The following is a 26,254-nucleotide window of genomic DNA, read 5'->3' as shown; positions in this document are numbered from 1 at the left end:
TGCGCTTTTCGAATGCCGTGGTTACCGGATGCTGGAATTTCAAAGCGTCATCGTGCTTCCATATCATCGGCGCTCGATAAAACTAACGACGAATGGAGTAAAGCGATGTTGCGCAGATATGGAAGTAAAGCGGTCGGGCTAGTCTGCACGACTCTGGTCACCGGGCTGCTGCTGACGTTCGGTCTGGTAAGCGCGACCCGCGCACAGGCTGTCGACCAGCCGCCGCCGACCGACAAACAGTTGGCCGACACGCGCTGCATCATCGGCCTGGAAAAATTTCTGCCCGCCGATTACTACTACTGCCTCGCTTCGCAAAGCTACGGCGAGAAGAACTACGGCGAGGCGCAGAGGTTTTTCCACACGGCGGCATCCTGGGCCAGCAAGCCCGCGCAGTATGTGCTGGGTGTGATGGCGCTTAACGGTGACCACCAGCCGGTGAATCGCCCACTTGCTCTGGCGTGGCTGGCGCTGGCAGCCGAGCGGCACACCGAGCGCTTCAATCAGGCTTATGTCGAGCTGCGCGCGCACCTGTCTCCGCGTGAGCGCGCCGAGTCCGAAAAACTCCTGCATGATTTACAGCCGACCTACGCCGATGCGACCGCCGCCACGCGTGCGGAGGCCCGCTACCACGACGGCATGCAGATGCTGCGCAGTAAGGGCATCGGATCGAGTTACTGCATGCAGGGTATGTTCGATGCGGCGCAGCTGGCGGGCAGCACGATAGGGCCCGACCAGGCGATGGCTTGTCCGCAGACGACGACGCTCGCCGTACAGATCGACAAAAAAGCAGCCGATGTTTTCGAGGACTGGCACGGCCACGTTACGGTCGAACCGCTGCAGCCAGTGGAAACCAAGGACGGCAAGCCACTGCCGCCGAAAAACGGCAGCGGTTCGTAAGCACCATCCGGCCGCACCGGGCCGCTCGCGTCTGCTGGCTAGCGAGCTCGGATCGGTATGGTCGGCGAGCGCTAAGGCTCAGCGATCGTTGAATTCCGGCGCCGTGCCGATGATCTCGAACACCCGCTGGCGGAACCATTCGTGGGCGCGGTCGTCGTTCTTCGACGGGTGCCAGTAGGCAAGAATCGGAATCGGCTTCAGCTTGATCGGCAGCGGCTGCACCACGATCGGCAGCAGCTGTGAAAAGCAGTCGGCGTACGAGCGGGGCATGGTCAGCAGCAGATCGCTGGACGCGGCGACCTGGCAGGCGGAAAAATAGTGCTGGCAGACCAGCTGGATATCGCGCGAGCGGCCGTCCTGCGCCAGCAGCACGTCCAGCGGCACGGCCTCGCCGAGCTGGGAAACCGCCACATGGCGTGCGCTCAGGTAGTCGCTGCGGCGCAGCGCACTGCCGGCCAGCGGATGCTTCGCGCGCATGCCGACCACCAGCGACTCGTCGAGCAGGTGCTGGCTGCACCGTCGGGGCCCGGCCTGCAGCCGCCGGTCCACCAACAGATCGGTCGTGCCGGCGCTCAGTTCGCGATCGACATCCGCGGCGGCAATGCGCCGGCTGACGATATGCGTATGCGGCGCGAGTGCGGCCATCTTCGCCAGCAGCGGCGGAAACACGATGGACTCCAGCACGTCGCGAAAACCGACGGTGAAGGTCATGTCCAGTTCGTCGGCGCGAAAGCTCGCGTGCATCTGCGTGGTGGCCTGCAGGCCGCGCAGGTGCAGCTGCACGTCGGCCATCACGCTGCGCGCCTTGTGCGTCGGCACCACGCGGTTGCCCTGGCGCACGAACAGCGGGTCGCCGAATAGCTCGCGCAGGCGATTGAGCGAATGGGTGATCGCCGGCTGGGTGAGGTGCAGCGCACGCGCCGCCGCGCTGATGCCGCCGTGCGTGTGGATGGCGTCCAGCACGCGAAAAAGATTCAGATCCATTCGCAGGTCGGGGCGATTCATGGTGGGCCTCGGATGTATTCGACATGCTGCGCTGCACGATTAAACATATTAACTGAGCTGATGGGTGGATATAAAAGATATTCATGTCACTGATTGATGCCGACGGGCGTACGCTTGGGGAATAAAGAAGGCATACCCGCAGGAGAAGCTCGATGGATTTCGCTCATTCCGAACGCTCGCGCGCGCTGGCAGAAACGCTCAATCGCTTCATGCGCGACGAAGTCGACCCGGCTGAAAAAATCGTTGCCGACGAGCTTACCGGCAACGGTGATTGGCGCACCTGGCACCAGCCGGCGGTGATGGAAACGCTGAAGGCCAAGGCGAAGGCGGCCGGGCTGTGGAATCTGTTTTTGTCCGAGCCCGAGTACGGCGCCGGCCTCAGCAACGTCGACTATGCGCCGCTGGCCGAGATCATGGGCCACTCGTTTATCGCGCCGGAAATCTTCAACTGCAACGCGCCGGACACCGGCAATATGGAAGTGCTGCTGCGCTACGGTTCGGACATGCACAAGTCGCGCTGGCTGAAGCCCTTGCTCGACGGCGAGATTCGCTCCGCCTTCTGCATGACCGAGCCGGATGTGGCTTCGTCCGACGCCACCAATATGCAGGCGACCGCCACGATCGAGGGCGACCACATCGTGCTGAACGGGCGCAAGTGGTGGTCCACCGGTATCGGTCATCCGCACTGCCGCGTGGTGATTTTCATGGGCCTGAGCCATCCCGATGCACCGCCGCACCAGCGTCACACGATGGTGGTGTGCCCGCTCGATGCGCCGGGCGTCAGGGTCGAGCGGATGCTGCCGGTGTTTCATGCCTACGACGAGCCGTCCGGCCATGGCGAGGTCAGCTTTACCGATGTGCGGCTGCCGCTGGATCACGTGATACTGGGCACCGGCCGTGGTTTCGAGATCGCACAGGGCCGCCTTGGGCCTGGCCGCATTCATCACTGCATGCGTGCGATCGGCACCTCCGAGCGGGCGCTGTCGTTGCTGTGCGAGCGCGCCAGCGCGCGCGTGGCCTTCGGCAAGCCGCTGATCGAGCTGGGCGGCAACAAGGACATCGTGGCCGACCTGCGCATGGCGATCGAACAGGCGCGCCTGCTCACGCTGAAGGCAGCGTGGCTGATCGACACCCAGGGCGTGAAGGCGGCGATGAGCGAGATATCGCAGATCAAGGTCATCGTGCCGAACCTGGCGCAGAAGGCCGCCGATGCGGCCATCCAGATTCACGGCGCAGCCGGTTTGTCGAACGATTTTCCGATCACCGCGCTGTTTGCCAACGCGCGCATCCTGCGCCTGGCCGACGGCCCGGATGAAGTGCATCGCGGCCTGATCGCCAAGCTGGAAATGCGCGCCCAGGGAGCTGCCATCGCCGCGAGGAAAGCACGATGACGGCGGCCGTCGATCAGGCGCGCAGCGTGCGCGAGGAAGACCGGCTGGATATCGGCAAGGTCGATGCGTTTCTCAAGCAGCATATCGACGGCCTGAACGGCGAGCCGACAATCTCGCAGTTTCCCGGCGGCGCATCCAACCTCACCTACCTGATCAGCTACGGCGAACGCGAACTGGTGCTGCGCCGCCCGCCGGCGGGCGTGAAGGCCAAATCCGCGCACGACATGCTGCGCGAGGCGCGCGTCATGGCCGCGCTGAAGCCCCATTATCCGCGCGTGCCGACCATCCTGGCGATCGGCGATGATCCGGCCACGCTGGGCTACGACTTCTACGTGATGGAGCGCCTGCGCGGCATCATCCTCCGTCGCGACCTGCCGCCGGAGCTCGGGCTGGATGCCGACGGCGTGCGCCGGCTGTGCAAGGGCTTTATCGATCGCCTGGTCGAACTGCATCAGGTCGATGCGTCGCTGCCGGAGCTGGTCAGCCTGGGCAAGGGCGAGGGCTATATCGCACGGCAGGTCGGCGGCTGGAGCGATCGCTGGCGCAAGGCCCTGAACGACGACACCGACGCCTGCGACGACGTGCTCGCCTGGCTCGCCGAAAAACAGCCCGCGCGCGAAACCGCCATTTGCGTCATCCACAACGATTACCGCTTCGATAACGTCGTGCTCGATCCCGAGCACCCGCTGGACATCGTCGGCGTGCTCGACTGGGAGCTGAGCACGCTGGGCGATCCGCTGATGGATTTGGGCGGCTCGCTGGGCTACTGGATACAGGCCGATGACGACCCGGTGTTCCAGTCGTTCCGACGTCAGCCGACCAACGCGCCGGGCATGCTGACGCGGCGCGAGCTGGTGGAGTACTACGGCGAGCGCACCGGCTGGAACGTGGACAACTTCGAGTATTACGAGGTGTTCGGGCTGTTCCGCGTCACCGTGATCATCCAGCAGATCTACCGGCGCTTCGTGCTGGGGCAAACCACCAACCCGCAGTTCGCCGGCTTCGGCCAGGCGGTGGCGTACATGAGCCAGCGCTGCCGCAAGCTCATCGCCGCATCGAGCCTCTGAGCATGGCGAGCGTGCTGCTTATTCGTCATGGGCAGGCCAGCTTCGGCACGGCCGACTACGATCGGCTTTCGGACGTCGGCCAGGAGCAGTCGCGCCGACTCGGTCGCTGGTTCAAGCACACCGGCCACGTTCCCGATCTTATTGTGGTCGGTCCGCTGCGTCGGCACGCGCATACGGCCGATCTGTGCGTGGAAGCGGCCGGCGTATCGGCGCCGCGTATCACGATCGACGGGCTCGACGAATTCGATCACGAAGAAGTGCTGGCTCGCCATCGCCCCGAGCTCGCCTCGCACGAGGCGCTGGTGGCTGAGCTGGCGAAGCTAGAACACCCGCATCGTGCCTTCCAGCAGATGTTTTCCGAAGCCGTGGCACGCTGGACCGGCGGCGAGTTCGATCACGAATACACGCGCAGCTGGCCGGCGTTTCGCGCCGCAGTGATAGGCGGCATGCAGGCGCTGGCGGCGCAGCAGGCGCGCACGATCTGGGCATTTACTTCCGGCGGCCCAATTGCGGTGATCGCCAATGCGCTGGTCGGTGCGCCGATCGCCGAGGTGTTTACGCTGAGCTGGCCGCTGGTGAATACCTCGATCAGTCGCGTCTCGATCGGCCCGCAGCGTCGCAGCCTGATCAGCTACAACGGCTGGCCGCATCTGGAAGGTGCCGATACGAAGGCAATGGTCACCTATCGCTAGTTGTCGTACTTCCAAATAGACGGCCAAACTTCAAACGATTCATCCGACATCAAGGACTATCACTCATGAGCGCTACCGAACTGTTCGACCTCTCCGGCAAGATCGCCCTCGTTACCGGCGCCAGCCGCGGCATCGGCGAAGAAATCGTCAAGCTGCTGGCGGCGCAAGGTGCGCACACCATCGTTTCCAGCCGTCGTCAGGCCGACTGCCAGACGGTGGTGGATCAGATCGTGGCGGCTGGTGGCTCGGCCGAAGCCATAGCCTGTCACATCGGCGAGATGGATCAGATCGCTGCGCTGTTCGCGGCCATCGAGGAAAAGCACGGCCGGCTGGATATTCTGGTCAACAACGCCGCGACCAATCCGTACTTCGGCAGCATCCTGGATACCGAGCTGTCGATCTTCGAGAAGACCGTCGACGTCAATATCCGCGGCTATTTCTATATGTGCACCCACGGCGCCAAGCTGATGATCAAAAACGGCGGCGGCTCCATCGTCAACGTCGCCTCGATCAACGGCGTCGTGCCCGGCCATCTGCAGGGCATCTACTCGATCACCAAGGCGGCGGTGATTTCGATGACCAAGGCGTTTGCGGTGGAGTGCGCCGAAGGCGGCGTGCGCTGCAACGCATTGCTGCCCGGACTGACCGACACCAAGTTCGCTTCGGTGTTGGTGAACACGCCGGCGATCCTCAAGCAGGCGATGGCGCACGTACCGATGAAACGGGTGGCGCAGCCGTCGGAAATGGCTGGCACGGTGCTGTATCTCTCGTCGGCCGCCGCGTCCTACACCACGGGCGCCATCTTGAATGTCGACGGCGGTTATCTGTCGGTCTGATCGGTTCGGTCGTCCCGTTATTTACTCTGGAGTTTCCGCATGACCCATGTTTCCGCACACCGCGTCGCAGGCAAGAAAGCGTTTATCACCGGCGCCGGCGGCGGCCTCGGCACCGCGATGGCCAAGCTGCTGGCGCGTCACGGCGCCAAAGTGTTTCTCACGGATATTGACGAGGCCGCCGTGTACGAGGTGGCCACCGCCATCAACGCGGAGCACGACCACACCGTGGCCTGGTCGGCGGCACAGAACGTGCGCGACGAGGACCGTTGGCAGAGCGCTCTGGCCGAGGCCAACGGGGTGCTCGGCGGCATCTCGGTGCTGGTGAACAATGCGGGCATCGGTGCGATTGGCGGTGTCGAAAGCCTGCAACCAAAGGAATGGCAGCGGGTGATGGGCGTGAATCTCGACGCGGTCTATCTGGGTTGCAAATACGCGCTGCCGCTGCTGCGTCAACATCAGCCGGGTTCGATCATCAATATCTCGTCGATGGCCGCGTTCAAGGTCGATCCCGACTACACCGTCTACAATGCCTCGAAGGCGGCGGTGGCATCGCTGAGCAAATCCGTCGCGCTGGACTGCGCGCGGCAGAAGATGGACGTGCGCTGCAACTCGATCCACCCTTCGTTTATCCGCACCGGCATCGTCGAGCCGTTCTTTGAGCAGCTCGGCGAAGAAGAGGCGTTGAAGAAACTCACTCGCGGTGTGCCGCTGCGCCGGCTGGGCGACGTCGACGACGTGGCTTACGCTGTGCTCTATCTCGCCTCCGACGAGAGCCGTTACATCACCGCGGCCGAGTTCCGCATCGACGGCGGCGCTTCGGCCGTTTGATGCGCCGGGCCGACACCGATTCCATTCGTTCCTACAGGAAATCATCATGTCCATGATCAACCGCCAGCTGCGCCTGAAAACCCGTCCCGAAGGGCTCGTGCAGCGCGCCAATTTCGATCTCGTCGAGCAGCCGCTCGATGAGCTGCAAGACGGCGAAGTGCTGGTGCGCACGCTGTACATTTCGATGGACCCGACCAATCGCGTGTGGATGCGCGATATCCCGCAATACATGCCGCCGGTAGCCATTGGCGAGGTGATGCGCGGCTTCGGCCTGGGCCGTGTGGTGAAGTCGCGCTCCTCGCGTTATAGCGAAGGCGACCTCGTCCAGGGCCTGATCGGCTGGCAGGACTATCTGGTTATCAACGACAGCGCCAAGGGTTACGTGCGTCTGCCGGCCGACCCTGGCATTCCGCTGCCAACCCTGCTGGGCGCCTGCGGCATGAGCGGCGTCACCGCGTATTACGGCATGACCGATATCGCACCGGTCAAAGCCGGCGAAACGCTGGTGGTATCCGCGGCGGCCGGTTCGGTCGGCTCGATTGCGGGGCAGATCGGCAAGATCATGGGCGCGCGCGTGGTCGGCATTGCCGGCGGCGCGGACAAATGCCGGTATCTTGTCGACGAACTGGGCTTCGATGCCGCCGTCGACTACAAGGCCGAGAACTGGAAGCAGGCCTTGAAGGAAGCCACCCCTGACGGTATCCACGTCAACTTCGAAAACGTCGGTGGCGAAATCATGGCGGCGGTCATGTCGCGCATGGTCATCGGCGGTCGCGTCGCGCTCTGCGGGCTGATCTCCGGCTACAACAGCGATGGTCGCGCCAGCGACAACTACAGCGTGATCATCATCAAGCGCCTTATCGTCAGCGGCTTCCTGGTACTCGATTACACCAAGACCAAGGAAGCCGTGCAGGCATTGGCCGGCTGGATCCGCGAGGGCAAGCTCAAGGCCGAGGAAACCGTGGCCGACGGTCTGGAAAACGCGCCCGAGGTCATCAATCGCCTGTTCGACGGCAGCCACCGCGGCAAGCTGCTGTTGAAGGTCGCTTCGGACATGTGATGACCTGCCGCCGATTTGCCACGCGTCTGAAATCTTCCGGAAATCGGACGCGAGGCCGAGCCCGCTTTCATTACCCCACAGGGCGGCCGCTTACGGGCAGGCAATACATCCATCTGGATTGACACGGCAGCAAGGCTTGCACCAGCATCGGACTCCCCACGGAACGGAGATAAGCGATGAGTACGGGCAAGCTGGTTTTTGCATTGGCGTTGCTGTTGGCGGCCTTGGTGGGCGGCCTCTACTTCGCGGACTGGCTGGTGCTGTGGATGCTTGGGCTGAAAAACGTGCCCGTGGCCTGGAACACCTGGTGGCAGTACTTTCAGGCGCTGGATCTGCCGCAGGTCGCGCCGTACGTCGGCAAGATAAAAGCGGCCGGCGCCGTCGGCTTCGGCTTGCCACTGCTGGTATGGGCGATACTGCTGATCCCGATCTTCAAGGGCAAGGCCGAATCCCTGCACGGCGATGCGAGCTTCGCGAAACTGTCCGACCTGAAAAAGGCCGGGCTGCTGACGCGCACGCCGCAAAGCATCCTGGTCGGCAAGTATCAGGGCCATTATCTGTGGCTGGGCGGCGCGCAGCACGTCATCACTATCAGTCCCACCCGCTCGGGTAAGACCACCAGCATCGCGATTCCGGTGCTGCTGTCGTATCTGCAGTCGATGGTGGTGCTGGACTTGAAAGGCGAGCTGTTCAAAGCCACCAGCGGATGGCGCGAGTCGCAGGGGCAGGCCATACGCGTGTGGGCGCCGTACGACGAAGCGGGCAATACCCACCGCTTCAATCCCATGAGCACCCTGGCCGGCATGGACCCGGGCAAGCGCATCGGCGAAATCCAGACCATCGCGGCCATTCTTTATCCGGACGAGCAGGGCAAGGATCCGTTCTGGACCTCGCAGGGTCGCGCGGCGTTCACCGCCTTTGCTTCTTACCTGTTCGAGGCGTGGGACGAGGAGTTCCGTCAGTTGATGACCGGCCGAGCGCCACCGCTGGTGATGCCGGATATCAATACCTCGCCGAAATTTCCCAGCCTCGAGCGCATCCTGCGTTTCTCCAGCGGTACGGACGGCCAGAGCACCAAGGAGATGCTGCAAAACATTCTGAAAGATCCCAGCTATGCGTTCGTCAGCCCGCAAACGCGCACGGTATTCGGCAACCTCGCCGGCCTGGCCGAACAGACCTTCTCCTCCGTCATCGCCACCATGCAGGCACCGCTGCAGCAGTTCCTCAGCCCGGTGCTGGCGGCGGCCACCAATGCCACGGACATCGACATCGGCAGCCTGCGCAAGCGGCCGACGACGCTGTACGTGATCATCCCGACCAACAAGCTGGACGAGAGCAGCAAACTGCTCAACATCTTCTTCAGCACCGTGATCGGCAACAATCTCACCAAGCAGCTGGGCGAAGAGCCGGACCTGAAATACCAGATGCTGATGCTGATGGACGAGTTCACGGCCATGGGTCGCGTGGACGTATGGGCCAAGCGCATCTCGATTTCGGCCAGTTACGGCGTGCGCGACCTGTGCATCGTGCAGAGCCGCGCGCAGCTGCGCTCGGCCTACGGCGACAACGACGCGCAGAACTTCATCACCAACCACGGCGCGCAGATCGTGTTCGCGCCGCGTGAGCAGAGTGACGCCACCGAATACAGCGAAATGCTTGGCTACAAGACCATCCGCAAGCGCCACCAGAGTCGCAGCAGTGGCGGCGGGCAGCGCTCCACTGTCTCGGTCAACTACACCGAGGAAAAGCGTGCGCTGTTCCTGCCGCAGGAAATCAAGGAACTCCCCGCCGACGACGAGCTGATCTTCTACGAAGGCTGCAAACCCATCCGCGCCAAGAAGAACTGGTTCTTCAAGGACAGCAACTTCAAAAAGCGGGCAAGTATCGAGCCGGTGAAGATCAAAGTTAAATCGCCTGAAAGTCAATCGACACCTAGAATTTTTGCATTTGATGGACTAACCAATCAGGAGCAAGCTAAATGAAAATATATAAACCAAGATTTATCGGGGCTATTATTTCCATCTTGTTAGCGAATCCTATTTTAGTCTGTGTCGCACATTCGGAGGATAAAAATCCCGGTGTTGATTTAAAGGACATAGGGTTGAGATCGTCTTATACAAAGTGTTTGGATGATTCTGGCGGCGTCACATTTAGTCTACTTAATTGCAATGCGGCTGAATTTAAGTACCAAGATTATCGGCTAAACAGAGTCTATAAATCTCTTTCCCAAACGCTTGGCGCCAAAGATATGTCCTTGTTGCGTGAAGATGAGCGTAAATGGATTGCGTATCGAGACTCATATTGTTCTGCCGATCCACAAAGTGGAACGGCATCAGACGTGGATTCGATTGGGTGCAAAGTAGAACAGACTGCTAGGCGCGCCAATTTGTTAGAGGCTCGTTTGCATAAATAGCTCGACGCTTTGCAAAATGGCTGATAATTGATAAGGAAATTAAAATATGGCTAATCCAAACAACTGGCATCTTGGTCAGACGTCCGAGTCCTACGAAAGCGGTGGCAGTGGACCTGGAACTATTTCATCAGGAAGCGGCGATTACGGTGGTGTATCGTACGGAACCTATCAGCTTTCGACCAATTCAGGGACTTTAAAGGAATATTTGAATCAATCGGCGTATGCTAAAAATTTCAAAAATTTGCAGCCTGGAACTAAAGATTTTAATGCAGAATGGACAAGGCTCGCACATAGTGATGCGGGATTCGGACAGGATCAATCTGATTTCATCAAAAGAACTCATTACGATGTTCAGGCAAAGTCGTTAAAGGACGACGGTCTGGACCTTAGTGGTAGAGGTCCGGCAGTCCAGGATGCCTTGTGGAGTACCTCGGTTCAATTCAGAGGTCTCACGCCGACAATTTTTGAAAAAGGTTTGGAGGAGAAATTTGGTAAAGATTATAAGTTGTCTAGCTTGACCGACAAGGATATCGTCGACTCTGTCCAAGATTACAAAATAAATCATAACGAATCTCTTTTTAAACATTCGCCGGCACAATGGACCTCTCTTTCGGATCGGGCCGTCAATGAGAAAATGGATCTGGAGGCCTTGGCTGAAGGTAGGTCACCAGATCCGAGCAGGCATATACACACGGGAAGTACCCATCATCACGGCGATCAACGCCAATCATCGCGCGAACAAAGTCCCGTTTTAAGCCAAGGCTCTCAAGGTGACAGTACAAAGCGTGTTCAAGGCGAACTGCGTGATCTTGGTTATTTAACAGCTGAGCCGGATGGGCGCTTCGGCCCCACCACGAAAGCAGCTGTAGAGCGTTTTCAGCGCGATCAGGATTTAAATCCCGACGGAAAGCTGGGTCCGGTAACCCAAAAGCATCTGGATGAAGCTGTTAGGGATAGACAAATTTTGAGCATGGCCTCTCCGCCAAGTTTGCAATTGCGGGATTTTAGTGATCCAGGCCATCCGCAAAATGCGCTTTACAGCACTCTCAAGGAAGGATTCCCAACTGGGGCGTCTCATGAGCTGCTTACGCAGGCGACTGCCGCCTGTTACATGTCGGGGATAAAAAAGCCTGATGATCTGGGTAACGTCTACGGAAATGCCGAAAAAATAATGTTCTCGTCCAACTCACCGCTTGGCTCAATGGCCGTGGTTGACGTTACGAAGCCTCCGCCTAGCGTGCAACAGACGATGCAGCACGTCCAACAGCACGATCAACAACAGGCGCAGATGATGGGTCAGATACAGGCGCAGAACGCGCAGATCAATCAGCAGGCAGCGCAAGGATCGACGCCGGGCATGCCCGGTCGGTGATGACGGAGGTCTCGGTCCGGGCTCTCGATGGCACATTTTCAAACTGCGACGAGCCCGGCCCTTGTTTCTCATTCAAGGGAGATTGCGGTCAGCGGCGCCTTCGTCTTTGGCCCGCCACTGTCGGCGTGGGCTTTACTGCTGATTCCTATCCTCAAGAGCAAGGCCAAGCGCATCTCGATTTCGGCCAGTTACGGCGTGCGCGACCTGTGCATCGTGCAGAGCCGCGCGCAGCTGCGCTCGGCCTACGGCGACAACGACGCGCAGAACTTCATCACCAACCACGGCGCGCAGATCGTGTTCGCGCCGCGTGAGCAGAGTGACGCCACCGAATACAGCGAAATGCTTGGCTACAAGACCATCCGCAAGCGCCACCAGAGTCGCAGCAGTGGCGGCGGGCAGCGCTCCACTGTCTCGGTCAACTACACCGAAGAAAAGCGCGCGCTGTTCCTGCCGCAGGAAATCAAGGAACTCCCCGCCGACGACGAACTGATCTTCTACGAAGGCTGCAAACCCATCCGCGCCAAGAAGAACTGGTTCTTCAAGGACAGCAACTTCAAAAAGCGGGCGAGTATCGAGCCGGTGAAGATTAAGGCCGTAGCCACCGCTGGTAAGCCTCAGAGGATATTTGCATTTTCGGAAGGCGGTAACGGCTAAAGGCGGTTAACAAATAGTTAGCAAATTTAACGCGTTTGAAATCTTTCACGTGAGGAATTCATGAAATTTTTTCGATATTTGTTTGCTTTCACAGCAGGCGTCGGTGTGCAGGCAATTCAAGTTGTCTCGGGTGCTTCGCTTTCTGAAACGGTAACTTTGCCAGAAAACATTAAGGCATTAGCTCCGAATGGAATGAGTCCTATTTTTTATGTATCGGATGGTCAGAGCGTCGTCATGATTTTAGAGAATAAAGTCGTGCTGCCAAACGGTCCTCAATCAGAATCTCAAAAGAGACTGCTTGTTCTTTTCCGCAAAGAGCAGGGTAGCTATAAAGAAATCGATCGAAGCGACAAAATAATTGCCTGCTCAACATGCGGAAATGGCGGCACAGACCCATTTATTCGCGAGGGAATTAGACTCGATAAGAATAATCTCACAGTAGAACAGGATTACAGTCTGGAGCCTTCGACCGCAATATATAATTTTATTTACGATACTAAAATCAGTCGTTGGGTAGTTGTGAGTGCAATCAACACGGATGTTAAACAAAGCCCAGTGACATCGGAATTTATAAAAGCGCCACACGTATTAAATTTTCCTCGGGAGACATTACTAGCCAATTTTAATCCTAATTGGGTTCCAAAAGAGCCCGGGGTGGCGATAACTGTAGATAGCAATTTAGAGGTTTTTTCCTTTTTGCATGCTGATGACAAAAGTGAGCTTGATGAAAAAGTAAAGTCCAATTGTTCGGGTCGACCTTCATGCCATGAGTTAGGAAGGCAGATGAAAGGATGTATTGCTTTAGCCAAAAACAACAAAAAACAATTTTTTATTGGTGTTTCAAATAAGTTAAAAGAAGCTGGTAAAAGTGAGTCGAAAAGCAAGGCCATGGATTCATGTGAGTTGAATGGAAATAACGCTTGCGAGGAAGTTCGGGGCGATTGCGTAAATTAATTTGTGAAATATACCTAGATACAAGGAGTTATTAATGGCTAACGATGACGATGTGCAGCCCAACAAGGATATTGCTAAGCTTCTATACACAAAAGATACGAAAAGGGTTTAAGAGTTATCGAATGGAGAATTTGAGGAGCGCTCTGGTGGAAGCGCTTCATGGCGGCATAATAATCCAGGAAACTTAAAGGTGGAATATGCAAACAGTGCTGATTCCACAGTCCACACCAATCGTACTAAAGAGCATGCGCTTGAAAGTGCAAAGTCTCACTACGACGGTGTTGTTGATTTAGATCAGCGAGGAAATGTAATTTTTGATTCCTATGATCATGGGCGCGCAGCACAAATTAGTTTTATTCAAAGCCATGGTAACGATAAGACTGTTTCCCAGATGCTCGGTGACTATTCAAAGCCTGATTATTCTGGGCCTACTCATTATAAGCAACAGGAGGATATGATTTATAAAACGGGAGATGCGGCTGGTGTGGATTTGCGCACCAAAAAAATATCGGATATGACGGACAAAGAAATTTCTTCCTTGGCTGATGGCATAAGTAAATTTGAAGGCTGGCATGAAGGTAAAGCACATTCGCTGACGGCTAAGCAGGTGAGTGACCTACAGGCTGGTGTGAAAGAAGGTGTTTCGAGTAGTGATACTGGACATGCCCGGGTTATTAGCGAGAAGGTGCTTCATCAAGGCGACCAGGGCGATGAAGTCAAACGCGTGCAGGGCGAGCTCAAGGATCTCGGCTATCTTCAGGGCGATATCGATGGTCGATTTGGTCCTGCGACCAAGGGCGCCGTTGAGAGATTTCAGCGTGAGCAAGGCCTAACCCCTGATGGGAAGATCGGCGCCATCAGCCAGCATAATTTAGATTCGGCTCTTCGAGACAAGCAAATTTCAGGCATGTCGTTTAAGGAGGGCGCGCAACAATTGCGTGACTTTAGCGATCCTGGTCACCCGCAAAATGCGCTTTACAGCACTCTCAGGGAGGGATTTCCACCGGGTGCATCTCCTGAGCTGCTTACACAGGCCACCGGCGCTTGTTACATGTCTGGTATCAAGAGACCGGACGATCTTGGAAATGTCTATGGGGATGGGCAAAAAATAATGTTTTTGTCTAACTCGCCGCTTGCATCCACGGCCATAGTCAACACAACAATTCCTCCGCCCAGCGTGCAACAAACAATGCAGCACGTTCAGCAACACGATCAACAACAGGCGCAGATGATGGGTCAGATTCAGGCGCAGAATGCGCAGATCAATCAACAGACACAGCAAAGTCCGATGCCGAATGGGCCAGGCCGCTGATCGCTGTCGGATGGCACGTTTCCCGGCTGCGCCATGCTATTGGTATCGCTGCGGCCGAGATCAAGTTGGCCGGCGGTATGGCTAGTCGAGACAGGTGTATGGAACAGAACCGACCGCAGCACAAACTAGGTGTCGGTCAACTATACCGAAGAAAAGCGCGCGCTGTTCCTGCCCCAGGAAATCAATGAAATCCCCGCCGACGAAGAGCTGATCTTCTACGAAGGTTGCAAGCCCATCCGCGCTAAGAAAAATTGATTCTTCAAGGACGGCAACTTCAAGAAGCGGGCGAGCATCGAGCCGGTGAAGATTGCGCGGATGGGGCAAGCATCGGTGCTTGAGGCGCCGAGTAACGTCGTGGAGCCGAAGTGCGATCGAGACGCTGCGGCCCTGCGGCAGTGAGCTTGATGCCTGGTGCTAATAAGCCCGGCTGACAAAGGAGATAAGTCTATGACACGACTTCATTTGAAATTTTTTTGGATCAGCGATGAGGATGCACTCCATGCGCACGATGAAGCTAATTTTTGCGCTAGGTCTGATAGGTCTGATAGGTCTGCCGCCTCATGCTTTTGCCGCCAGCTTCGATTGCAGTAAAGCGGCAGCACCCACGGAAAAGCTGATCTGTAGTGATGCTGAGACGTCTGCCCTGGATAGCAAACTGCAGCAAGCCTACAAGACGGCACTGGCTGCAGCGTCAGAAGCTGTCGATAAAAAGGCTTTGGCTAAAGAACAGCGTAACTGGATTCAATACACCCGCGCCATTTGCCAGGAAGTGGCTTGTCTACGACAAGTCTATGCCGCGCGCATCGCTGTGCTAGCGCGCAATGAGAAAGACATCATTAACGGCAAGTCATACTGTGTGATGCCAAGTGGTGGCGGGGGCGAGCACGAATGTGGTGTCTATGTGGTGCCTTACCGTGATCCGAACGATCGGATTGATTCGTTCAATGAGTCATTGGCACATCAGAAGCACAGCGGCAAGATCATGGGATGCAGCAAGCTCATCGATCTGCCGGTAGGTAGGGCATACGCCAACCATAGTTTTGGTGGCGTCTGCATATTGCAGGATGGGACACAGCGCAAAGACGTTGAAATATGCAACGACGATATGCTTGGGGGATTCAAGCTGCAAATGGCTAATCCACAAGATGTTTCCGACAAAAGTCTGATCGATTTCGTCTACGACAACTGCACGGATTGATCTCCAGACAAGAGCCAGCAAGGAGCTGGCATGTCGAATAGCGTTACTATCCCCCCCCTCTGATTAACTGCACGTCGTTGTTATTAACACAAAGCTAAGCGGCGATCGTTTCAATGATCAGGGGTTCGAGCGTGACGACTAGACGTGCAGGATTGCTGGGCATTTCAGCGGGGACATTCAGATTCGCCGTAGAGACGATGATCTTCGCGCTTGTCGCGCATGCCATGGGTTATCTCATCCATGAATACGCCCACAGCGTTTTCGCCTGGGCTCTGGGCTGGATGAAAGAGCCCTTTGGTATCGACTACGGGCATGCTTCGGTCAACAATTTCATCTTTCTCGACGATGTCGACGATAACGTCGATTACGCTCCCATCATCGCTAGCGGTCATGGCGTGAGTGCGGCCGTCATTGCGTTGGCGGGTGTATTTGTTGGCAATGCTGCAGTGTACTTTTTGTTGTACGCGCTGCTCCGCACGAATGCAGTAAAGTCTCGCCGAAGACTGACGTCGTTCGTTTACTGGTTTTCGCTGATGAGCGCGGCAAACGTCTGGGGCTATGTGCCTATCCGGGCGCTCACTACTCATGCCGATATGGCCATCGCTGCTAAGGGCTTGGGCATTTCCAGCTGGGCGCTCTTTCCGTTCCTGATCGTGCCGGCGCTCTACATCGTCTATCACTTTTTCTGCAGAAACTTTGCTGGCGTGTATGCAACCATCTCATCGGGCGAACGCAGCCGCCTGGCCATGATTATTGCGCTTACCGCGTTCTGGTACTTCTCGTTCTTTGCCGGAAACAGCGCCGTCTCAGGTAGCTACGGACTCATCGCACAGATCTTCGCCATCCTGTCGCGCTACCTGATGTTTCCGCTGGCGGTGATCTGGTTGACGTCGCGGTATGCGAACGGTCACGGCGTTCAAAACGTCGAGTAGGATCGAGCGGCTCGATGGCCGATGAGCTTTATGGCCTCTGCCGCGTTTTCCCTGTTGGGTTTCATGCGTGTCTGCGGGCATGATGGGCGAACTGTTTCCCGCGACGGCTGCGCCCATGTCATCACGCTCCACCGTTGCGCCGATCGCGCTGGCAATCGGCGCTCTATTGATCAGCATGGTCTCGTATCAATGCGGCGCGTCGCTGGCGAAGCATCTGTTTCCGCAAGTGGGTGCACAGGGCGCTACCGCTTATCGCCTCGGGCTCAGCGCCTTGATGCTTCTGTTGTGGAAACGTCCGTGGCGGCGGTCGACAGGGCAGCGTAACTGGCGTGCGCTATGGGGTTACGGTCTTGCTATGGGCGCCATGAATTTGGTGTTCTACCTGTCGCTGCGCACGATCCCGCTGGGCATCGCCGTGGCGCTGGAATTTACCGGGCCGCTGGCGCTGGCGGTGTTCGGCTCGCGTCGCTTGATCGACTTCGTGTGGATTCTGCTGGTGGTGGCTGGGCTGGCGCTGCTGTTGCCCCTGCGCTCGCCGATGCAGCCCCTTGACCCCGTGGGAGTGATGTACGCCTTGGCCGCCGGCGTGGGCTGGGCGCTTTACATCGTGTTGGGGAAAAAAGCCGGCGCCGCCTACGGCGCGGATGCGGTGACGTGGGGTACGTCGATCGGTGCGCTGCTCGCTATACCGTTCGGCTTCGCGCATGCGGGCAGCGCGCTACTGTCGCCGTCGTTGCTGCCGTATGCGCTCGGTGTGGCTGTGCTCAGTTCGGCACTGCCGTATTCACTGGAGATGATCGCCTTGACTGTCCTGCCGGCGCGAACCTTCAGCACCTTGCTGAGCCTGGAGCCGGCCGTCGCGGCGGTGGCCGGCGTGTCCTTGCTCGATGAGCGACTCAGCGTGCTGCAGTGGCTCGCGATCGCCGCCATCATCGTGGCGGCGGCCGGTACCGCGTTGAGCGTGCCGCGTCCGGAATTGACCGAACCGCCGCTGGCGAATTGAGGAGATAGGATGAGGCGGCGCGTCATTAAATGCCGCACCTTTCAAACCGTTTCTGCCCTAAACGCAAGGACCTCAAGCTTTCGTCGTATAAAATCTTCGACTGCTTTGTCGTTAGTCCAATGCGATCCTTAACGTGCTAAGGCAGCGCACCTGGATTCTAGGTGTTCTCAAACACTCCGATAGAAATCGCCATCGCTTCTTTCTGCTTCAGTCCAAGAATCTGCAAGCACATGGCAGATGTTCGCTGATCGATCGGCCCAAGATGTTCGCCTGCAGCAAACAAGGCCTTTGCCTGAGCATCGGTATGACCAAGAAGTGCCAGCTGCGCCGCGATCGCGGTGAGGACCATTCCGCCTACCGCAAGAAAGCACATGGTTATGTCTGCGGCGCCAAAACGCCCGCTTGCAACACCGTTCTGGATATCGCGTAGAAGTCGGCGCCCCAATCCGCGATCAAGCGCGTGCTCCGACAGTCCCTCGCGGAGTAAGAAACGGCCCCAGACAGGATCGTCGGAAGCTCGACGCATGGTGTGTCTGATCGAGACCGCAATGATTTCCGCTGGGTCTTCGAGGTTTGCAGTGGACTCTTCCAGCGTATCGGCAAATTCTTCAAAAAACGTGTCGATCAGGACGGCATAGATGGCTTCCTTCGACTCGAAGTGGTTGTAGAAAGAGCCGAAACCTACGTCCGCCTTGTCGGTGATTTCGTTGATCGCCACGCCTTCCATGCCCCTGCTGGACATCAGCGATAGCGCGGCATCGAGCAGGCGCTGGCGCGTCTGAAGTTTGCGCCGCGCACCTCTGGCCGGTGCTGCGGTTGAGGCGATGTTCTGTGCCGAAGTCGTTTTTCCGTTTGGCGCGGAAGGCTTTTTTTTCGCCGTCGCCGAGGGCTTTTTGTGGGTAGTGGCAGGCGATTTAGTCATGTTGGCAGCATAGAACAATAATCATAATTGACATATTTATCAGTTATGACAATAATATATAAAATTACAGGAGAAAACGTTGCAGCCAGACGCTCGACAGGCCACCGGCAGTGCGATGGACAAAGCCGGCTTCCAGGTTTTGCCGATCTCCCGCCATCCTGAAGCGGCGATCGACGTGCTGATCGTCGGCTGCGGACCGGTGGGAGCCACACTGGGCGTTTTGCTGGGCGACTTGGGCGTCTCGGTGCGAGTGATCGATTCGGCGCAGACGATCCACGAAGCGCCGAGGGCTATTGCACTCGACAACGAAGCGCTTCGCATCTTGCAACAGGCAGGTATCGGCGAAACCGATTTCGAGTGCATCGCCATTCCCCAAGTGCGCATGCGTTCACCGATGTTCGGCGTATTTGCGCGTATCGACACGACCGGCACGCTCGATGGTCACCCCAAGTTGGTGACGTTCTATCAGCCCGACCTGGAGCGTGCCTTGCGCCGACGGTTGGTGCTGCAAAAAACCGTCCAGATGACGCTGGGTCTTTCGCTGACGGATCTGCAGCAGGATTCCGACGGCGTCAACGTTTCGTTGCTCGATGCCAACGGCCTTCCGAGCTGGCTGCGAGCGCGCTATGTGATCGGTGCCGATGGCGCCGGTTCGATGGTACGCAAACTCATCGGTCAGGATTTTCACGGCCGCAGTTTTGGCGAAGACTGGTTGATCATCGATGCGCTAGATGTACCCCATCCAATAGATCACGTCGAGTTTGTCTGCGATCCGAAGCGTCCCACTCCCCATATGGTGGCTCCCGGCGGTCGTGAGCGCTGGGAGTTCATGCTCAGGCCCGGCGAGTCAGCCGATATGATGACCGACGATGCGCGCATCCACGCGCTGCTTGCGGAATGGGGTTGCCCACCTGAGGTAAAAATCGAGCGCAAGGCGGTCTACCGGTTTCACGCGAGAGTCGTGGAACGTTTCCGGATGGGCCGCGTTTTTCTGGTTGGCGATGCGGCGCATATTACGCCGCCTTTTGCGGGGCAAGGGCTGGTTGCGGGGTTGCGTGACTGCGCCAATCTCGCATGGAAATTGGCCTGGGTGCTTCGAGACCATGCCGACGAAGCGGTGCTGGACAGCTACAACACCGAACGTCGCCCACACGCCCGCGCGATGATTGCGCTGGCACGCCTGATGGGTAGGTTGGTGATGCCGATGAACGCCATGACGGCGTTTTTCTCTCACGGCAGCATACGCATCGCACGTCTATTTCCGGTCCTCCGACGGCAGCTGGAAGACCAGAGCGCAAAGCCGAAAAATGTCTTTGCCAAAGGCCTGTTTGTTCGTGGCGCGAAGCGCAGTGGCTTGCTGCGTGGCGGATTGCTGCCGCAGGGTTGGATACGCGCCGTCGATGGTCGCATCGAGCTGAGTGATGAAGCGCTCGGCAACGCGCTGACCCTGATCGGGTTTGGCACCGACATCGTGCTTGAAGCGGAAGTCTCCGCCGTATTTGCGGCAGCTGGCGGCCAAGTGGTTCAGATATGTCATCGCGGTCAGGCGCTGCACCTCTCGGCACACGACGCGGTGTGGGAAGACATCGACGGCAGCTTTCTGTCGAAGGTGGTGCCAGTCGGGTGGGCCGCTGTCGTAAGGCCCGATCGTATCGTTCTCAATGACGGGCCAGTCGACGAGGCCAGCCGGTTGGTGCGCGAATCGTTGCGAATACTCGGTAGCCCGGATCCATTGGCGGCACCATCGCGTGCGGCCTCCACTCCGAACTGCAGACCGAGCCGGAAATCAGCATGACCACACTTACCCTGACCACGCCGCATCCGGCATGTCATCCACAGCCGACGGTCAAGGCGACAGCACTCGCCTACCTGATGTTCGAGCGAAACGATCTGAATGTGGTCGATCGTTTTCTCGACGACTTCGGCCTGCATGTCGTCGCTCGTGATCAGACAAAGCTTTTCGCACGCGGTACAGCGCAGACACCGTTCTGTTATGTCGCGTTGAAGTCCAGGCGCAATAGGTTTCTCGGTCTGGGTTTGCAGGTGGGCAGTCGCGACGACCTGTCGAAGCTCGCTGCGCTGCCGGGCGCAGCGCCGATCGAAGCCGTTGATTGGCCTGGGGGCGGTGAGCGCGTCCGACTGGTCGACCCATCAGGATTTCGGGTGGATGCCGTGTTCGGTTGCGGGAAAGTCGACGGCTTTGAGCACAGAGAGCCGTTGCCGCTTAATTACGCCGAAGCGCGCCCCCGCATTAACAAGACGCAGCGGCCTCCGGTGGCGCCACCGGAGGTAATCAGACTCGGTCACGCGGTGCTCGAAGTCGGGGAGTTTCAGGCGACGTGCGCTTGGTATACGCAGCATTTCGGATTTATCCCGAGCGATGTCCAGGTACTACCGGATGGCTCGCCGGCGGTTACCTTCATGCGGCTGGATTTGGGCGATACGCCGGCCGATCATCACACCCTGGCATTCGCACAAGGGGTGCTCCCACTTTACAGTCACAGCGCCTATGAAGTGGTTGACGCGGATGCTGTCGCCATGGGACAGCGTGTATTGCGCGAGCGGGGCTGGAGGCACGCCTGGGGTATGGGGCGACACATTCTTGGCAGCCAGATCTTCGACTACTGGCATGATCCGTTCGGTGACAAACACGAGCACTACACTGACAGCGATGTGATGACTTCCTCCGCGCCGATGGGCGTTCACTCGGCCTCTCGCGAGGCCATGTCGCAGTGGGGGCCACCGATGCCCGTGAGCTTTACACGGCCGAAGCTGACGCCCGCAGGACTGTTTCGGATGCTGGCCGCTATCCGTCGCACACCAGACCTGAGCTTTGCCAAGGTAGCTATGCTGGCCCGGTTGTTTGCCTAGATCGCTCGTGGCATGGACACCGATTCCCTACCGATCATCTGCAGAGAATTCCAATGGCCGTTCACGTCATCCATTTCAAGTACCAGGGTCGCGCACAGTGGGGTGTGTTGGCCAATCACTGCATCACGCCGATCCCGGGCGACTACCCGACCACTGGCGATTTCATTCGGGCTCACAGTACCGAGACGTTATCCGAACTGACCGGTGATTTGATTGCTGAAGACGCTGTGGAATTGTTGTCGCCGCTTACCCGTAACCAACAATTTCTTTGTCAGGGCGCCAACTACCGTCAACACATGATCGAGTCCGGTATGAATCCGGATTCGAAGACCTACAACATGATCTTCACCAAGGCGGTTAGCTGCATCGTCGCTGCCAACGCTGATATCGTGCGGCCAAGACAGGTCAAGTTTCTGGATTACGAAATCGAGTTGGGCTTGATTCTGCGGCGCGACATCACCGAACCGGTGCATGTCACAGACGCGAACCTGCATGAGTTTGTGGCCGGCGCGGTCATTGTCAACGACTACTCGGCGCGTGACATACAGATTCCGCAGACGCAGTTCTACAAAGGCAAGAGTTTTCGCAGCTTTGGTCCCGTAGGCCCGTATCTCTGCTTGTTGAGCGCAGGGGAAATTCCGCTGCTGAAAGCGCTGAATCTGAAGCTGACCGTCAATGGGGAAGTTCGCCAGCAGGACAATACCAGCAATCTCGTCTATGGCCCGGCCGAAACGCTTACCGAGTTGTCCGGCATGCAGGACTTATGCATCGGCGATCTGCTGTCCACAGGCACACCGGCCGGTTGCGCCCTCAGTGTCCCATCACCTGCAAAGCAGAAGCTTGGTGCCCTGCTGCCGGAAAAAAAGAAGTGGGAAATTTTTCTCAAGGTGCAGTCGGGTCGCAGGCAGTATCTGAAGCCCGGCGATGTGGTTGAGGCGCATATCGGCACGACCGATGGCTTGATCAATCTGGGTGTGCAGCGCAATCGTGTAGTGATGGCCGCATGATGCGCACGGCTCTGGTTACCGGCTGTTCCACCGGCATTGGTCGCGCAGTTGCGCGCGAACTGCATGCGCAAGGCTTGGTGGTTTACGCCACGGCACGAAAACTGGTCGGCATTGCCGAGCTGCACAGCGAAGGATTGCGAACCGCCGCTCTGGATGTGGATTGCAAAACAAGTATCCAGGCGTTGCTTCAACGGCTCGAACAGGATGGCGCTACGGTCGATTTGCTGGTCAACAACGCGGGCTTTGGCGTGATGGGCCCGTTGGCAGAACTGCCGGTGGTGGAATTGCAGCGACAGTTCCAGACCAATGTTTTTTCGCTGATGGCTATGACGCAGGCGCTGCTGCCGCCGATGTTCAGCAGCGGTCGCGGCTGTATCGTCAATATCGGCAGCGTATCGGGTGTGACCGCGACGCCGTTCTCTGGCGCTTACTGCGCTTCTAAAGCGGCGGTGCATTCTTTGTCTGAAACCTTGCGCATGGAGCTTGCGCCTTTTGGCATTCATGTGGTTACCGTGCAACCCGGCGGTATCGAGTCCGAATTCGGTGCCACAGCAACGGCGACGCTCAATGCGACGTCCGACGGCAGGCCCTCTCGCTACGCCGCCTTGGGCCATGCGATTGCCGAGCGTGCCAGAGCTTCGCAAGACGGTGCGATGCCGGCGGAAACATTCGCGCGGCAGCTGGTAAATGCGGTGTTGTCGGATAAGCCACCGTCGATTTTGCGTATCGGTAAGCATAGCCACACCTTGCCGGCACTGGCGCAGCTGCCATCGCGTGCGCGCGACGCTCTGCTGTCGCGACGCTTCGGGCTTGCGCGTCTGCGCCGCGTCCACAATAGATGACGCACCTGGCGCTGCAATCCGACGGATGCACTGTCGAAGTAGGCTTCTCCTTCTCACAAGGATCATCGCACCATGCAGCCAACTCCAAAACCAAGCGGCAAAGTTGCCGTCATTAGCGGCGGCTCCTCGGGTATCGGCCGAGCCTTTGTCGAAAAACTGCACGCGCGGGGATACATCGTTATCACCTGTGGTCGGGATCCAGCGAAGCTGGAAAAACTTGCACAGGATTTTCCTGGCGTAAAGACGGGTATTTGCGACGTAAGCGACACCGCCGCCATACGCGCCTTTGCCGATGACGTCGTAAGGCGTCACCCCGAGATCGACATGCTGATCAGTAACGCTGGTGGAATGCGCGAACTGGACTTTACTCGCGACGACATCACCGATCAGGACCCGACAGAAGAAATACGCAGCAACCTTGCCGGTGCTATTGAATGGATGGCGACGTTCTTGCCTGCGGTAAGGCGGGCATCACCGTCCGCCATCGTGGTGGTCACGTCCGGCTACGCGATGGCAGCGTCGACCCGCGGACCGGTCTATTCTGCTGCCAAGTTTGGTCTTCGTGGATTTGCCAAGGCTCTGCGCCGGCAGCTGGCAGGCCACGGCGTGACGGTGACCGAAGTGCTTCCGCCGCTGGTGGATACGCCAGCGGTTGCTCATCGGTCCGGAACAAAGGTGTCGGCAACCAGCGTTGCCGAGTTGGCGCTGACTGCTGTCGCGAATGGGAAATCCGAGGTGCATCCCGGCGCCGTCCGCTGGCTACCGTTCGGTTTGCGAATGGCGCCCTCGTTTATCGAAAACATGGTCGCAAAGAGTTGACGAGACTTTCGGTCTTGCAAGACAAGAGCACTAAAAGCTTTTTGCGCAGAAAAGCTTCCATCTGCTGGTCTGTTTGATCTGACGCCGGATTCTTTTTCGGGGACGGCTCGATTTCAACAACCGGAACGTTACTTTCGCTACACCGCATAACTTCGGGGCTTATGGCCGCGCCACCGTCAATCCATATTTGTTGGCACGTGCCTCGATTTCCGGATCGAGCGCGCGCGCGGCGGCGAGGTCGGCGTTGCCGGCCTCGGTTTGGCCGCTGCGGATTTTTGCCAGGCCGAGGCCGTAGCGCGACCACGCGTTTTTCGGCATTTGCAGTACGGCTTGCTCGTAGGCTTTGATGGCGTCCGGATAGTGTCCCAGCCGCAGCTGTATGAGGCCGAGGCTGTCGAGATAAGCCGGGTTTTCGCCATCGCGTTTGATCGCCTTGCGGCAATCGTCCAAGGCATCGTCGAGCATCTGGTTGCTCAGTCCGCGCGCCCAGCATCGCTCGTTGAGCGCGGAGCCGAGCATGGCATCGCGATTGTGCAGGCGTATCCAGTCGTCGAGCAGCGGCAGCGCCGATGTGGGTTGCCCCAGTGTGACGTAGAGGCGTGCGATGGTCCGCGATTGCGGGGACCCGGCCGGCGCAAGCGCGCTTGCTGCCGTGACGTCGGCCAGTGCGCCGGTGCGGTCCTTGTGCACGAGGCGGAGCTCGGCGCGCAGCAGAAGCGCGTCAGCATTTTTTGGGTCGAGGCTCAGCGTCTTGTCCAGATCGGCGAGCGCTGCATCGGGCTGCTTGTTGGCCATATGGGCGCGCGAACGTGCTAAATAGTAGGCGGGCTGATCGGGCGCCATGGTGATTGCGGCATCCAGATCGGCGACGGCAGCGCCGGATTCGCCGCGAGAAAGGTTCGCTTCGCCGCGCAGGGCAAAGTCGGACGCCGTTTTCGGCGTGGCGTCTTTGTCGCCGGCCGTTTGGCCGGCATCGGCTTTGTTGCCGTCGCTGGGTGCCTCGGCAAAGGAGAACACGCGCCCGCCGTTATAGGTGAAGTAGGCTTTTGACTGGCTGTTGGCGATAAACATGTGGTGGGCGAGAATAAAATCCACGCCAAGCAGCATATCGGTACCGTCCCCGAGCCGCCCGTCGATAACCTGCATCTGGCTGTGCTGAATGGTTTCGGTACCGACCGAGAATTTGTCGATGCGCACCGTCCATGTCTTGACCTGGTGCGCGCCAATGCCGTAGCTAGTACCACTCGCCTTGACGTCGGGCGCGCTGAGGTCGATGCCGATTCGCTCGGCGGCCGGGCGACTGAGCACGGTGGCGGCCGCGCCGGAGTCCAGCAGCGCCCGCACCTCGCGGCCGTTTATCGTCACCTTGAGAAACGTGCGTCGATCGCCCCGGCTGCCAACGGAATCGATGTCGGCGACCTCGTACTGACCATTCTTGACCCAGTACGCCAGCGGCTGCTTGGAGCAGTGTTCCGCGCTGAACAGGGTCATCTTGCCGTGCGCCAGGTCGAGTTCCAGATCGGCCGCATCGAGCAGGTTAGCACCCAGCAGTCCGTGGCCAATATCGGTGCCGCCGACGATGAAATCGATATTCTTGAGCGTGGCGTTGAGGATGCCAAAATCTTTGACATGCGTTACCTGCGCATCCGCCGATCCGCCAACGCCACCGATGCGTAGGCCAAAAGGCGCAGGGAACATCCTTAGCCCCAGCGACGATGCGTTGGCACTGGACATGATGTTGAAGAAGGCGCCGGTGTCGAGAATGAATCGCGTATCGGTTCCGTTGATCTTCACCATGGTGGTGGCTTTTTCGCCGGCCATTTCCACGGAGAGCGTGCCATAGTCCTTCAGCTGGCAGCCGTCGGCCCAGGCGTGGTTGGCGAGTAAAACACCGATGCCGAGACAGCAAATACGCAAAATCCTCATCACGCGTGTCCTCCCTGTATGCCGTCGACGTCAAATGCTGCCGCAGTCGAACGTAAATATATGCCAATGTGGCATGCACGATGCGCGTATGGCGCGGTGGGCGTTTGTATGAATCTGTTTCGTTTAAGCCTTTCGCACGCTGCCGCCGGCGCAACGGACGCGGCGGCAAACGCGTCTACCAAACATAGCGATGCGATAAGCATGGTTTTCTCCCCCGAGAAGTTTGCTGTTGCCGTCTGTCTATTTCATGTCG

25 protein-coding genes are annotated in these 26,254 nt (G+C 58.3%); 22 read left to right on the top strand and 3 right to left on the bottom strand.

What is annotated here, in order from left to right; genetic code table 11:
* The first annotated feature begins 105 nt into the window (after window positions 1–105).
* Window positions 106–897 carry a hypothetical protein gene (locus HDE78_RS04725; RefSeq protein WP_179477368.1) on the top strand — a complete coding sequence of 264 codons (792 nt, stop codon included), beginning with the start codon at window positions 106–108 and terminating at the stop codon, window positions 895–897.
* 78 nt (window positions 898–975) lie between these two features.
* Here HDE78_RS04725 and HDE78_RS04720 read toward each other — a convergent pair whose 3' ends face one another.
* A complete protein-coding gene (locus HDE78_RS04720) occupies window positions 976–1,902 on the bottom strand; it encodes a LysR family transcriptional regulator (protein WP_179477367.1) in 927 nt (308 codons plus the stop codon).
* A 152-nt stretch (window positions 1,903–2,054) separates the two neighbouring features.
* Between HDE78_RS04720 and HDE78_RS04715 the strand changes: the two genes are divergently transcribed.
* The 16 genes from HDE78_RS04715 to HDE78_RS04640 all read left to right on the top strand — a co-directional run bounded on the left by HDE78_RS04715 (window position 2,055) and on the right by HDE78_RS04640 (window position 17,614).
* The gene (locus tag HDE78_RS04715; RefSeq protein WP_179477366.1) at window positions 2,055–3,293 is read left to right on the top strand and encodes an acyl-CoA dehydrogenase family protein; all 1,239 of its coding nucleotides are present in this window, start codon (window positions 2,055–2,057) and stop codon (window positions 3,291–3,293) included.
* The gene (locus HDE78_RS04710) at window positions 3,290–4,360 is read left to right on the top strand and encodes a phosphotransferase family protein (protein WP_179477365.1); all 1,071 of its coding nucleotides are present in this window, start codon (window positions 3,290–3,292) and stop codon (window positions 4,358–4,360) included. The genes HDE78_RS04715 and HDE78_RS04710 overlap by 4 nt, the downstream gene beginning before the upstream one ends.
* A gap of 2 nt (window positions 4,361–4,362) precedes the next feature.
* Complete coding sequence (locus tag HDE78_RS04705; RefSeq protein WP_179477364.1) at window positions 4,363–5,052, top strand: histidine phosphatase family protein; 690 nt, start codon at window positions 4,363–4,365, stop codon at window positions 5,050–5,052.
* A 65-nt stretch (window positions 5,053–5,117) separates the two neighbouring features.
* On the top strand, window positions 5,118–5,888 hold the full coding sequence (locus tag HDE78_RS04700) for an SDR family oxidoreductase (RefSeq protein WP_179477363.1): 771 nt from the start codon (window positions 5,118–5,120) through the stop codon (window positions 5,886–5,888).
* 39 nt (window positions 5,889–5,927) lie between these two features.
* A complete protein-coding gene (locus tag HDE78_RS04695) occupies window positions 5,928–6,716 on the top strand; it encodes an SDR family oxidoreductase (protein ID WP_179477362.1) in 789 nt (262 codons plus the stop codon).
* A 46-nt stretch (window positions 6,717–6,762) separates the two neighbouring features.
* Window positions 6,763–7,776 (top strand): NADP-dependent oxidoreductase, encoded by a 1,014-nt coding sequence (locus HDE78_RS04690; protein ID WP_218862038.1) that lies wholly within the window; start codon window positions 6,763–6,765, stop codon window positions 7,774–7,776.
* Window positions 7,777–7,952: 176 nt separating this feature from the next.
* Entirely contained in the window at window positions 7,953–9,758 is a 1,806-nt protein-coding gene (locus tag HDE78_RS04685) for a type IV secretory system conjugative DNA transfer family protein (RefSeq protein ID WP_179477361.1), read from the top strand.
* Window positions 9,755–10,189: a lysozyme inhibitor LprI family protein gene (locus HDE78_RS04680; protein ID WP_179477360.1), complete on the top strand. Its 435-nt coding sequence runs from the start codon at window positions 9,755–9,757 to the stop codon at window positions 10,187–10,189. Before HDE78_RS04685 ends, HDE78_RS04680 begins: the two co-directional genes overlap by 4 nt.
* 46 nt (window positions 10,190–10,235) lie before the next feature.
* Window positions 10,236–11,561 carry a peptidoglycan-binding domain-containing protein gene (locus tag HDE78_RS04675; RefSeq protein ID WP_179477359.1) on the top strand — a complete coding sequence of 442 codons (1,326 nt, stop codon included), beginning with the start codon at window positions 10,236–10,238 and terminating at the stop codon, window positions 11,559–11,561.
* Between the two features lie 27 nt (window positions 11,562–11,588).
* A complete protein-coding gene (locus HDE78_RS04670; RefSeq protein WP_255457627.1) occupies window positions 11,589–12,215 on the top strand; it encodes a type IV secretory system conjugative DNA transfer family protein in 627 nt (208 codons plus the stop codon).
* A gap of 60 nt (window positions 12,216–12,275) precedes the next feature.
* Complete coding sequence (locus HDE78_RS04665) at window positions 12,276–13,169, top strand: DUF4189 domain-containing protein (protein ID WP_179477358.1); 894 nt, start codon at window positions 12,276–12,278, stop codon at window positions 13,167–13,169.
* A gap of 190 nt (window positions 13,170–13,359) precedes the next feature.
* Window positions 13,360–14,481 (top strand): peptidoglycan-binding protein, encoded by a 1,122-nt coding sequence (locus HDE78_RS04660; protein WP_179477357.1) that lies wholly within the window; start codon window positions 13,360–13,362, stop codon window positions 14,479–14,481.
* Window positions 14,482–14,610: 129 nt separating this feature from the next.
* Window positions 14,611–14,736: a type IV secretory system conjugative DNA transfer family protein gene (locus HDE78_RS04655; protein WP_179477356.1), complete on the top strand. Its 126-nt coding sequence runs from the start codon at window positions 14,611–14,613 to the stop codon at window positions 14,734–14,736.
* Window positions 14,737–14,980: 244 nt separating this feature from the next.
* Window positions 14,981–15,679, top strand: a complete 699-nt coding sequence (locus HDE78_RS04650; RefSeq protein ID WP_218862037.1) for a lysozyme inhibitor LprI family protein — start codon at window positions 14,981–14,983, stop codon at window positions 15,677–15,679.
* Window positions 15,680–15,810: 131 nt separating this feature from the next.
* Entirely contained in the window at window positions 15,811–16,611 is an 801-nt protein-coding gene (locus HDE78_RS04645) for a hypothetical protein (RefSeq protein ID WP_179477355.1), read from the top strand.
* A gap of 115 nt (window positions 16,612–16,726) precedes the next feature.
* Window positions 16,727–17,614, top strand: a complete 888-nt coding sequence (locus HDE78_RS04640; RefSeq protein ID WP_179477354.1) for an EamA family transporter — start codon at window positions 16,727–16,729, stop codon at window positions 17,612–17,614.
* A gap of 157 nt (window positions 17,615–17,771) precedes the next feature.
* Here the strand turns inward: HDE78_RS04640 and HDE78_RS04635 are convergent, their stop codons facing one another.
* Complete coding sequence (locus HDE78_RS04635; protein ID WP_179477353.1) at window positions 17,772–18,536, bottom strand: TetR/AcrR family transcriptional regulator; 765 nt, start codon at window positions 18,534–18,536, stop codon at window positions 17,772–17,774.
* Between the two features lie 79 nt (window positions 18,537–18,615).
* On the opposite strand from HDE78_RS04635, the gene HDE78_RS04630 reads away from it, so the two are divergent.
* The 5 genes from HDE78_RS04630 (at window position 18,616) to HDE78_RS04610 (ending at window position 24,075) form a co-directional block, all read left to right on the top strand.
* Window positions 18,616–20,331, top strand: a complete 1,716-nt coding sequence (locus tag HDE78_RS04630; protein ID WP_218862035.1) for a bifunctional 3-(3-hydroxy-phenyl)propionate/3-hydroxycinnamic acid hydroxylase — start codon at window positions 18,616–18,618, stop codon at window positions 20,329–20,331.
* Window positions 20,328–21,407 carry a VOC family protein gene (locus tag HDE78_RS04625; protein ID WP_179477352.1) on the top strand — a complete coding sequence of 360 codons (1,080 nt, stop codon included), beginning with the start codon at window positions 20,328–20,330 and terminating at the stop codon, window positions 21,405–21,407. Before HDE78_RS04630 ends, HDE78_RS04625 begins: the two co-directional genes overlap by 4 nt.
* A gap of 53 nt (window positions 21,408–21,460) precedes the next feature.
* Complete coding sequence (locus HDE78_RS04620; RefSeq protein ID WP_179477351.1) at window positions 21,461–22,414, top strand: fumarylacetoacetate hydrolase family protein; 954 nt, start codon at window positions 21,461–21,463, stop codon at window positions 22,412–22,414.
* The gene (locus tag HDE78_RS04615) at window positions 22,411–23,256 is read left to right on the top strand and encodes an SDR family oxidoreductase (RefSeq protein WP_218862034.1); all 846 of its coding nucleotides are present in this window, start codon (window positions 22,411–22,413) and stop codon (window positions 23,254–23,256) included. The genes HDE78_RS04620 and HDE78_RS04615 overlap by 4 nt, the downstream gene beginning before the upstream one ends.
* Before the next feature lie 72 nt (window positions 23,257–23,328).
* Entirely contained in the window at window positions 23,329–24,075 is a 747-nt protein-coding gene (locus HDE78_RS04610) for an SDR family NAD(P)-dependent oxidoreductase (protein WP_179477350.1), read from the top strand.
* 159 nt (window positions 24,076–24,234) lie between these two features.
* On the opposite strand, the gene HDE78_RS04605 is transcribed toward HDE78_RS04610, so the two are convergent.
* Window positions 24,235–26,001 (bottom strand): aspartyl protease family protein, encoded by a 1,767-nt coding sequence (locus HDE78_RS04605; RefSeq protein ID WP_218862032.1) that lies wholly within the window; start codon window positions 25,999–26,001, stop codon window positions 24,235–24,237.
* Window positions 26,002–26,254 lie beyond the last annotated feature (253 nt).

This window comes from Rhodanobacter sp. K2T2, from assembly GCF_013408815.1.
Classification (GTDB): domain Bacteria; phylum Pseudomonadota; class Gammaproteobacteria; order Xanthomonadales; family Rhodanobacteraceae; genus Rhodanobacter.
The sequence above is the reverse complement of the archived record's forward strand: the minus strand, read 5'-3'. Positions and strand labels throughout refer to the sequence as shown.